A 10,123-nucleotide genomic window follows, 5' to 3' on the forward strand; every position below is an offset into this window, starting at 1 on the left:
GCCCCTCCGAGAACGCGCGCGCCGCCGTCGGGCACGGAGAGGCGACCCCCTCAGCCGGTCGAGCTCGACGCCGCAGGTTGCTTGGTCAGCATCTGCTCCTTGAGCCGTGCGGTGTCCGCGTCCGTCCAGGCGTCGGGGGCGTTGAGCGCCGACCAGCCGTCGGCGTACTCGAGGTAGTACACGTGCCCGTGACCGGCAGGGATGTCGGAGGCGGCCGCGACGAAGAGGTCGCCCGTGAGCTGCCAGAACGTGACGAAGGGTCGCCACTGCACGGCGTCGAGCACGTCGGGGCCACGCGGCTCGCGCATCCAGTCGGGTTCGGACCACAGGGTCGTGGGGGACCACCAGGTGACACCGTCGGACGCGTGCTGGACGTAGACGACGCGCGGGGTCTCCCACGTGCCGGGCACGGACCAGACGTTCGCGGCGCTCGAGACCTCGGTGCCCCAGCGGATCTGGCGTCCTTCCTCGTAGACGGGCGAGTACTCGGGCGAGCCCGGGTCGCGGTTCGCCGTGAAGTACGTCCAGTTGGGCGTGAAGTTGGGCGTGCCCACGAACATGGCGCCGTCGGTGCGGGTCGTCATGTCCTGCAGGCCGCTGAACGCGCCCTGCGCGCCGAACGAGCCGAGCGAGATCCCGAACGCCATGAGCCTCGGTCGGGAGTCCTCGGGCTGCTGCGACCAGGCCGCGTACACGGCCTCGTAGAGCGCCTTGCCCGCGTTCGGCGGGGTGCTGCGGTCGCCCACGAAGCTGATCCAGCTCGGCAGGTACGAGTACTGCATCGAGGCGATCGCGGTGTCGCCGCCGTGCATGAGCTCGAGCGAGTTGCTCATGCCGGGGTCGACCCAGCCGGTGCCCGTGGTGGTGGCCACCACCAGGACCGACCGGTCCCACGCGTTCGTCCGGTCGAGCTCGTCGACCACGCGCTGCGCGGTCGCGTCGAGGTCGCCCGCAGGGTCGAGGCCCGCGTAGACGCGGATCGGGACCTGGACGTCCGCCGGGTCGACCACGTCGCCGCCTGCCGCGAACTCGGTGAGCTCGGCCTGGGTCGGGCCGAGCGTCACGAACCGTCGCCCCTCGGCGCCGAGCGACTCCCACGACGAGCCGGACTGCGGGGAGCCGGACCGCTCGGGCGAGGTCGGCGGGGACAGCTTCGGGTCGACCTGCTCGTTGGCGCTCGCGTAGACGTTGTTGAGCAGGTGCAGCACGCCGGCCCAGATCACGCCGTTGAAGAGCAGCACGACCACGACCGCGACGATGACCCCGCTCAGGAAGCGGGCGATCGGCTTGGGCATGATGTTGTCGACGACCAGGCTCACCCACTGCGCGACCCGACGCAGCGCTCGGCCCACCTGCAGGACGCCGATCGCGATGAGAAGGGCCACGAACACGGTCGCGACGTCGTTGGCGGGCGCCTGCTCGGGCATGGCGAACAGGGCGCGCAGCTCGTGCTGCCAGCGCGCGCCCAGGACGAGGAACAGGGGGACGAGCACGAGGGTCGCGACGCCGAGCACCCACCACGCGATGCGGCTCACGCGCGGGCTCCAGCGGATCCGCAGCCCGACCTTGAGGGCGAACCACTCGACGAACGCCCCGATCCCGTAGCCGCCGACCATGCTCATGCCCGTGATGAGCGCCTGGTAGTACCAGGCGCGGGGGATGAGCGAGGGGGTCAGGGAATAGCAGAAGAAGAGCAGGGCCAGGACGAGCCCGGTCGTGGAGAAGCGTCGCGCGTAGTGCTGGAGCCACGCCCACGCCCGGCGGCGCAGCGCTGGTCGGGCGGGCCGCTCACCGCTCGTGGACGCGTCCCGTCGGGCCGACGTCCCCGGGGCGGCTCCGGGCCCGGGGGCGGCCGCACCGGACCCGGCGCCGCCCTCCGCGGCCGTCGCGATCCTGGTGCGGGGGGCGGTCTCCGACTGGCGCGGTGCGTCTGGCGTCACGGGTGCGATCGTACGGGGCTGGCAGGATCGCGCCACCGAGGACGCCCCGGGCGGGTCGTGGCGCTCAGGGCAGGTAGCCACCGATGAGCGCGTCGACCCACGCCTGCTTGTCCCCGCCCGAGCAGTCGCTCGTGTAGTTCACCCAGGAAGCGCCGAACCGGATCGCGACGCAGTCCGCGACCTTCTCGCTCGCGTTGGAGCCGAAGGCGCCCGCGAGGAGACCGTCGATCTGCGACCACGACATGCCGTGCGCCGCCATGAGACGTCCCTGGTAGATGTGCGCCATCTCGTGCCGGATGACGTCCTTCGTCTTCGACGGCTGACCGGCGAGCCGTGACGCGTTGACGAGGATCGTCGAGGTGTTCCCCTTCCACACACCGCCGAGGTGGCCGGACAGGCCCGGGTCGTCCCACGAGAGCGAGACGCCGCCGTTGCCCGGAAGGCTGCGCAGGGTCGCTTCGCCGATCTCCTGGATCGACTGCGCGGGGGCTGCGGGCGCCGGCGAGGAGGTGGCACCCTGCGGGGCTGCGGTCACCTTGTCCTTCGCCGCCTTCTCCGCTGCCGCCCTGTCGGCCGCGGCCTGCTCTGCGGCGGCCTGCTCGGCCGCGGCCTGTTCTGCGGCTGCCTGTTCTGCGGCGGCCTGCTCGGCCGCGGCCTGCTCCGCGGCCGCCTGCTCGGCCGCGGCCTGCTCCGCCGCCGCCTTCTCCGCTGCGGCCACCCGGGACCGTTCGTACTCGAAGCTCGAGATCGCCAGGCGCACCTGGGCGTCGAGGCCTTCTGCGTGCTCGACGGCGTTGCGAAGTCGCGTGAGCCCTCGGGCGAGGAGGGGACTGGGCGTGCGTGCCGTGCTCGCGGCCTGCACGTCGACCTCGTCCACCGCGAGGCGGAGGGCGCTACGAAGGCCTTCGTCGACCTTTCCGGCGGCCCGTTCGACCGTGCGGGTCGCGCGTTCGACGAACCTGCTCGCCTTCTCCTGGGCGTTCGCGCGCTCGGTGTCGCCGGTCGCGGCGGCCGAGGCGCCGGTCGCGGTCGCCGCCGGGTCGCGCGGGATCGCGGCGGTCCCGCTCGCGAGCGCCATCACCAGCGCCACCCCGAGGAGTCGTGCCCCGAGCGCCCGACGTCGGCGGGCCCGCTCGTTGCCGGGTGACGCCCCGCACCGGCACCGGTTCTCGTCGCACCCGGCAACGCACGTGCGGTCGGCGGTCGAGGTCAGAGAGTCGCGCATGCTCTCTCAATGCAGCTGCCTCGGGCGTCAGCAGGTCTCCGTCGGCAGGTCGCCGCCACGGACCTGCCGCGTCAGCGCTCGTCGTCCGCGGCGTCACCGATGTACGTCGAGACGTCGTCAGGCAGCCCGTCCTCGTTCATGTCGTCGGAGCGCTTGCGCCGGGCGTCCCAGCGCAGTGCAGCGGCGGCGAGCAGCGCCGAGGCGACCGAGGCGAGGAGCACCGCGGCCTTGGCCGACTCGGTGTGCCCGGAGTCGGGGAAGGACAGCTCGGCGATGAGCAGAGAGACCGTGAAGCCGATGCCGGCGAGCAGGCCCACGGGCAGCAGGTCGCGGACACCGATGCCGGGGGCGAGGCGCAGCGGCGTGAGCTTCGTGACGAGCGCCGTGACGCCGAGCACGCCGATCCCCTTGCCGACCACGAGGCCGACGATGATGCCGATGGCGACCGGCTGGCCGATCATCTCGCCGATCCCGCCGCCGTCGACCAGCGAGACGCCCGCGGCGAAGAATGCGAAGATCGGCAGAGCGATCCCTGCGGAGATCGGCTTGATGCGGTGCTCGTACCGGTGGGTCCGGGAGGTCTTCTCGCCGTGGATCGCGAGCGCGGGGACCATGAAGCCGAGCAGGACGCCCGCGACGGTCGCGTGGATGCCGGAGGCGTGGACCAGCGCCCACACGACGAGGGCGAGCGGCAGCAGGAGCCACCAGTGCGTGCGGCGGCGGCGCACGAGGAACGCGAACAGCGCGACACCCACGAGGGCGAGGCCCAGCGGCGCCCAGTGCAGGGTCTCGGTGTAGAAGACGGCGATGACGATGATCGCGAGCAGGTCGTCGACCACGGCGAGAGTGAGCAGGAAGGTGCGGATCGCCGTCGGGAGGCCGCGGCCGAACACCGCGAGGACCGCGAGCGCGAACGCGATGTCGGTCGCGGTCGGGATGGCCCAGCCGTGCACGGCGTCCGCGCCGCCGCCCCACAGGGCGACCGTGACGTAGAGGATCGCGGGCACGATCATGCCGCCCACGGCCGCGAGCATGGGCACTCCCGCCTCACGAGGGTTGCGCAGCGACCCGGCGACGAACTCCTGCTTGAGCTCGACGCCCACGACGAAGAAGAAGATCGCGAGCAGGCCGTCGGCGGCCCACGTCGACAGCGACAGGTCCAGGTGCAGCGACTCGGGGCCGACCGTGAAGGCGGCGAGGTCGAAGTACGCCGCGCGCCAGGGTGAGTTGGCCCACAGCAGGGCGAGGATCGCGGCCCCGATGAGGAGCGCGCCGCCCGTGGTCTCCCGGGTGACCCAGCGCTTCCAGCGGTGCCCGGCGCTCGGCCGCTCGGCCGTCGCGAGGGGCAGAGCGCCCGACGGCGTCACTCCCGTGGAGGGGGCAGGCTCGCCCGTGCGGGGGGGCTCGTCCGGGGCGGGGGTGTGCTGCTCGTGCGCGCTCACAGGTCTCCTGTGGTTGAGGGGTCGTCGACGTCACGCCGACCAGACTTCCCGGCACACCAGCCTCCCATCCTACCGGGCGGTCGGCTCGGCCGGTGGAGCCGTGGCGCGCGTCAGCACTCCGGAAGGAGGACCTCGCCGGGCCGGAAGTCCGCCGAAAGGGGGATGTCTCGGGCATGCGAACCACGGGAGGCTGACCGGGTGCACGAGAAGATCCACGAATCCTTGACCACGGACGCCGTCTCCCACGACCCCACGGAGACGGTGGTCGGGGCCGTCTCGGGTGAGACCCGCTTCCTCCGGGTCGTCCTGCCGATCCTCGGCGCGGCGGCCGGCGTCGGACTGCGCTGGCTCGCCGCCTGGATGGCGAGCCTGCCGTGGGTGCCGTGGCAGGGGCTGGCTCGTTCCGTCGACGCCCTGGCCGACGTGTGGGGCACGTGGGCCCTCGTGGGGCTCGGGGCCCTCGGTGCCGTCGTCGGGGCGTGCTTCGCGCAGCACCTCGTGGAGAACATGGGCCGGATCGCGGTCACGGGCACGGGAGCGGGGTTCAAGGACAAGGACACGCTCGAGACGGTCGGGCGCGCCGAGGTGACCGACGTGTTCGTCGAGGGCACCGAGATCGTGCTCCTGCGCGACGGGCGGGAGATCCACCGGTGGCCCGCGGACCTGCCGACCCGGGAGGTCGCGGCGGCGTTCACGGGTCACGGCTGGCCGTGGCGCGAGGGCGGGGACCCCTTCCGTGCTGCGTACCGCCGCTGGGACGTCGGCGACGACACGCTCCCCGCCGGCGCCGACGCGCTGCTCCGTGCACGGGCTGGCCTCCTCGAGGCGGGCAAGGAGGCGCACGTCCGCGACGTGCGGGACGACCTCGCGGCCCTCGGGGTCGTCGTGCGCGACGAGGGCACGGTCCAGCACTGGCGCCTGGCGACCGCCGGCGCCGGGGCGATCGGCGTCGAACGCCGCGCCTGATTGCCGCGTCAGCCCACGTCGTCCACGAGCGCGGCCAGCCTGGTCACGGTGTTCCAGTTCCTCGCCGTGCCCCACACACCGAGCGCCCTGAGCAGGACGGCCGGCGTCAGCTTCGACGCGCCGACCCCGCCCTGGAACCACGTGTAGCTCACGGGCCCTGACCACGCCATGTGCGTGATGCCGTAGCGAGCGGGGTCGAAGGCCTCGATCCGGTCAGGAGCGGGTGGGTGCGGGTGGAACGTCAGCAGGAGGTGGGACGGGTCCTCGCGTGCGGCGTCGTCGAACGGGTTCGCCGAGATCGCGGCCGCCAGGTCCGCACCGGTCAGCGTGAGCACGTCGACGTCGAGACCCAGGCGGTCGGCGAGGCCGGTCCGCACGAGGTGCGTGACGTCGTCGGGCCCCGTCGCTCCCGACGTGCCCGGGGCCACCACCAGGTTCCCGCTCGCGAGGAGCGTGCGTGCCCCCGCGAAGCCGGCGTCCTGCGCGATCGCGCGCAGGTCCGCCGACGGGACCTTGCGACCGCCACCCACGTTGACGCCCCGCAGCAGCACCGCGAACCCCGACGCCACGCCTCAGCCCGGCAGGTCGTGCGCGGAGGCGGGCATCGTCGGAGAGGTCGACGCGACAGGCACCGGGGGACGCACCACGCAGCGGAAGCCGATGTGGCTCGTCGCCGTGTCGACCGCCTGCGGCGAGCGGGCCGCGGGACGGTAGCGCAGGCAGTACTCCGGGGCGCACAGGTGCGAGCCGCCCTTGAGTGCCTTGCGGGGGATCGTCGAGCCGGGCTCGGCGCTCGCGGCGGCGCGTGGGTCGACGTCGGACACGTCGGACCCGACGGCAGCGCCGTGCTGCGCGCTGCGGGCCTTTCCGGCGCTCGGCGAGCAGCACGCGGGCATCTCGACCGTGAGCGCGGACCGGGCCGCCTCGACCTCCGCCACGGACCGGGCGTCGGCCGCATGGTTCGGGGTGTAGAACGACGTGGTCCACTCCCACACGTTGCCGATCATGTCGACGAGCCCGAAGCCGTTCGGGGGGAACGTCCCGACCGGGCTCGTCCCGACCCACCCTGCCGCTCCCGTGTTGCGGTAGGGGAACGAACCCTGCCAGTGGTTGGCGAGGAGCTCGCCGTCGGGCCGGTACTCGTCGCCCCAGGCGAAGCGTGCGCCGTCGAGCCCTCCCCGGGCCGCGTACTCCCACTCGACCTCGGTCGGCAGCGACCGGCCCGCCCACGCGGCGTACGCCTGCGCGTCCTCGAACGAGACCTGCACGACCGGGTGGTCCTCGCGACCCTCGATCGAGCTCCCTGGACCGTGGGGGGCGCTCCACCGGGCGCCCGGCTGCCAGCGCCACCACTGCCGCCAGTCCGAGAGGTCGACGGGACCCGCGGTCGGGGTGAACACGAGTGCGCCCGGCACGAGGTCCTCGGTCGCGACGCCGGGGTAGTCGGCCGGGTCGAGCGGGCGCTCGGCCACCGTCAGGTAGCCCGTCGCTGCGACGAACGCTGCGAACTGCGCGTTGGTCACGGGGTGCTGCTCGATCTCGAAGGGCGCCACGGTGGCCTCGTGGACGGGCCCCTCGTCGGGGTAGAACTCGGTCGAGCCGCGGCGGAACGAGCCAGCGGGCAGCGCGACCAGGGGCGAGAGAGACCCGCTGTCGTTCTCGCGGCCGAGAGGCGTCTCACGTGCTGGTCCGCCTGCCGAAGGGGCTGCCGGTGACGTTCCCGCGGTCGTGTCCATGCGTCTCCTCGTGTCGAGCTCGTTCTCGATGCTGCCCGGTGCCGTCGGCGCCCGGGCCCCCGGTGCTCGCGGGCCCATCGGTCGCACGGCCCGACGGGCCCGCTGACCTGCGGCGACGCTCTGCCGTCCGGGACCCGGACCTGCTTCCCCCCGACCCTAGCGCCGGGGACCGCCCTCCGTCTGCCCCGCGGTGCGGCCAGGCCGGGTCGTCGCTCGGGCTCCGGGCGGGGCACGTGACGCCGCTCACGACCGGCCGGCACCCCTCGACCTGATCGTTGCCCGAGGCGTATATTCCAGCCGGAGTATTCCACCGGGAACGACCACGAGGAGGCGACACATGGCACGCAAGGAGCTCTCTGCCGCAGCGCTGCTCCTCCTCGGGCTGCTCCACGAGCGACCCATGCACCCGTACCAGGTCCACCAGACCCTCAAGCAGCGCGGGGACGACCGGCTCGCGAGCGTCACGCCGGGTTCGGTCTACCACTCCATGGACCGCCTCGCGTCGGACGGCCTCGTCGAGGCCGTCGGCACCGACCGAGACGGGAACCGCCCCCAACGGACCACCTACCGGCTGACCGAGACCGGACGCGAGGCCTTCGCGGCTCGCACCGCCCTGCTGCTCGGCGAACCCCGGCAGGAGCACCCCTGCTTCCCGCTCGCGCTGTCGCAGGCCCACGCGATCGACCGGTCGGGCGCGGTCGCCGCGCTGCGGTCACGGCGTGCCGCGATGGCCGAGGAGCTCGCTGCCTACTCCCGCAGGTACGACGTCGTGCGGAGCCACGGCCTGCCCCGTCGCCTCCTGCTCGACGTGGAGTACGACCTCCACCGGATCGAGTCCGAGCTCGCGTGGCTCGACGGCCTGCTCGCCGACCTCGACTCCGGCGCCCTGGACTGGGACGAGTCCGTCCCCCAGTCCTTCCGCGACTTCGTCGCCGCCCGTTCTCGGGCGCAGGCCACGGACCACGTGCCCTGACCTTCCGCCGGGATCGCGCCCGGCAGCGGCTGCTCGCGCAGCCTGCTGAACACCCCTGCCCTTCTTCGACCCAGAGGACCCCATGACCACGACCCCTCCTTCAGGGAGCCTGCCCGCGCCCGGTACCACGGCGGCTGCGGAACCGGCGGACCCTGCCGCGCAGTCCGCAACGGCTGGTCCGCCCGCCGGCGCGCCGGCCGGCCCCCCGCTCGTCGACCTCGGCGGGCGCAGCCCGTGGAGCATCCTCCCGGCCCTGTGCCTGGGCTTCTTCATGATCATGGTCGACACGACGATCGTGAACATCGCGGTCCCCACGCTGGTCGACACGTTCGACACGACCCTGACCGCGGTCGGCTGGGTCAACAGCGCCTACCTGCTCACGTACGCGGTGCTGCTCCTGCTCGCCGGTCGCCTGGGCGACCGCTTCGGCCCCAAGCCCGTGTTCGTGCTCGGCCTGGTGGTCTTCACGCTCGCCTCGCTGTGGTGCGGGCTGTCCGGCTCGGTCGAGATGCTCATCGTGGCGCGCGCCGTCCAGGGTGTGGGCGCCGCGCTCATGACCCCGCAGACCATGTCGATGATCACGCGCGTCTTCCCGCCGCGTCAGCGCGGCGCCGCGATGGGGCTGTGGGGAGCCGTGGCGGGCGTCGCGACCATCGCGGGCCCGCTGCTCGGCGGCGTGTTCGTCGAGACGTGGGGGTGGGAGTGGATCTTCTTCGTCAACATCCCCGTGGGCGTCGTGGCCCTCGTCCTGGCACTGCGGAGCCTGCCGTCGCTGCCGACCAACAAGCGCAGCTTCGACATGGTCGGGGTCGCGCTGTCGATCGTGGGCCTTTTCCTGTTCGTGTTCGGACTCCAGGAGGGCGAGACCTACCACTGGGGCACGGTCGTGGGGCCGCTGAACATCTGGACGATCATCGGCCTGGGAGTGCTGGTCCTGGCGGCCTTCGTCCTGTGGCAGCGCCACCTCGGCGACCGGGCGCTCCTGCCGCTCACGCTGTTCCGCTCGCGCAACTTCTCGCTCGCGAACGTGTCCGGCGCGGCCGTGTCGTTCGGCATGATCGGCATCTTCTTCCCGCTGACGATCTTCCTCCAGTCGATCCTGGGCCTCTCGCCCCTGGAGGCCGCGCTCATCAACCTGCCCGGTTCGCTCGTGTCGGGGGTCGTGGCGCCGTTCGCGGGCCGGCTCTCCGACCGGATCCCGGGCAAGTGGGTCGTCGCGACCGGCTTCGCGCTGCTCACGGCCTCGGTCGTGTGGCTGAGCGTCGCGGCCGCTCCCGACGCGAGCGCCTGGGCGATCGTCGCGCCCATGACGCTGTTCGGGATCGGGACGGGCGCGCTCTTCTCGCCGCTCGCCAACCTCGCGACGTCGGGGCTCGACCACCGCACGGCCGGCGCAGGCGCGGGCGCGTTCAACACGTTCCGCCAGGTGGGCGGCGTGATCGGCTCGGCCGCGATCGTCGCGACGCTCACGAGCCGACTCTCGGCGACCCTGCCGGCCGCCCCGCGCGACGCGTCGGCGGGTCTGCCCGCGGAGCTCCGCGAGCAGTTCGTCGAGGGCTTCGCCGCGGCGGGCGGCGCGTTGACCGGGGGAGCGCAGCACATGGAGCTCCCCGCAGGCATCCCGCCCGAGGCCGCCGCTCAGATCCGCGAGGCCGCGACCACGGCCCTGCACCAGGGGTTCTCGCTCGCGGTCGGTCAGACGCTGCTCGTCACGGCGGGCGTCCTGGTGATCGGGCTCGTCGCGGCGCTCGCCATGCGCGCGACGCACGTCGCGCACGCGGACTGAGGGCCCAGGTCCGAGCGCACCTCCGAGCCGGCCCACCACGAGCCCGGCCCGACGG

8 protein-coding genes are annotated in these 10,123 nt (G+C 73.2%); 3 read left to right on the forward strand and 5 right to left on the reverse strand.

Going from position 1 to position 10,123, the window contains the following annotated elements:
* Positions 1-50 precede the first annotated feature (50 nt).
* The 3 genes from ACFRCR_RS12690 to nhaA all read right to left on the reverse strand — a co-directional run bounded on the left by ACFRCR_RS12690 (position 51) and on the right by nhaA (position 4,607).
* On the reverse strand, positions 51-1,940 hold the full coding sequence (locus ACFRCR_RS12690; protein ID WP_377677972.1) for an alpha/beta hydrolase: 1,890 nt from the start codon (positions 1,938-1,940) through the stop codon (positions 51-53).
* A gap of 64 nt (positions 1,941-2,004) precedes the next feature.
* Positions 2,005-3,165, reverse strand: coding sequence for a hypothetical protein (locus tag ACFRCR_RS12695; RefSeq protein ID WP_377677973.1), 1,161 nt, complete (start codon positions 3,163-3,165; stop codon positions 2,005-2,007).
* 71 nt (positions 3,166-3,236) lie between these two features.
* Positions 3,237-4,607 carry a Na+/H+ antiporter NhaA gene (gene nhaA, locus ACFRCR_RS12700; RefSeq protein WP_377677974.1) on the reverse strand — a complete coding sequence of 457 codons (1,371 nt, stop codon included), beginning with the start codon at positions 4,605-4,607 and terminating at the stop codon, positions 3,237-3,239.
* A 198-nt stretch (positions 4,608-4,805) separates the two neighbouring features.
* Between nhaA and ACFRCR_RS12705 the strand changes: the two genes are divergently transcribed.
* A complete protein-coding gene (locus ACFRCR_RS12705; RefSeq protein WP_377677976.1) occupies positions 4,806-5,573 on the forward strand; it encodes a hypothetical protein in 768 nt (255 codons plus the stop codon).
* 8 nt (positions 5,574-5,581) lie between these two features.
* On the opposite strand, the gene ACFRCR_RS12710 is transcribed toward ACFRCR_RS12705, so the two are convergent.
* Together ACFRCR_RS12710 and ACFRCR_RS12715 are read right to left on the reverse strand one after the other, a co-directional pair.
* The gene (locus ACFRCR_RS12710) at positions 5,582-6,142 is read right to left on the reverse strand and encodes a DUF1697 domain-containing protein (protein ID WP_377677977.1); all 561 of its coding nucleotides are present in this window, start codon (positions 6,140-6,142) and stop codon (positions 5,582-5,584) included.
* A gap of 3 nt (positions 6,143-6,145) precedes the next feature.
* Positions 6,146-7,207: a formylglycine-generating enzyme family protein gene (locus tag ACFRCR_RS12715; protein ID WP_377677982.1), complete on the reverse strand. Its 1,062-nt coding sequence runs from the start codon at positions 7,205-7,207 to the stop codon at positions 6,146-6,148.
* Between the two features lie 439 nt (positions 7,208-7,646).
* Here ACFRCR_RS12715 and ACFRCR_RS12720 point away from each other — a divergent pair, with 439 nt between their 5' ends.
* Together ACFRCR_RS12720 and ACFRCR_RS12725 are read left to right on the forward strand one after the other, a co-directional pair.
* On the forward strand, positions 7,647-8,282 hold the full coding sequence (locus tag ACFRCR_RS12720) for a PadR family transcriptional regulator (RefSeq protein WP_377677978.1): 636 nt from the start codon (positions 7,647-7,649) through the stop codon (positions 8,280-8,282).
* A gap of 82 nt (positions 8,283-8,364) precedes the next feature.
* Positions 8,365-10,068, forward strand: a complete 1,704-nt coding sequence (locus ACFRCR_RS12725; RefSeq protein WP_377677980.1) for a DHA2 family efflux MFS transporter permease subunit — start codon at positions 8,365-8,367, stop codon at positions 10,066-10,068.
* Positions 10,069-10,123: the final 55 nt, after the last annotated feature.

The organism is Oerskovia sp. NPDC056781, assembly GCF_042789955.1.
Classification (GTDB): domain Bacteria; phylum Actinomycetota; class Actinomycetes; order Actinomycetales; family Cellulomonadaceae; genus Oerskovia; species Oerskovia rustica.

Excerpts from the sequence above, each read along its gene's own strand:
- ACFRCR_RS12695 (WP_377677973.1), bottom strand. The coding sequence starts at position 3,165 with ATGCGCGACTCTCTGACCTCGACCGCCGACCGCACGTGCGTTGCCGGG.
- ACFRCR_RS12720 (WP_377677978.1), top strand. The coding sequence starts at position 7,647 with ATGGCACGCAAGGAGCTCTCTGCCGCAGCGCTGCTCCTCCTCGGGCTG.
- ACFRCR_RS12725 (WP_377677980.1), top strand. The coding sequence starts at position 8,365 with ATGACCACGACCCCTCCTTCAGGGAGCCTGCCCGCGCCCGGTACCACG.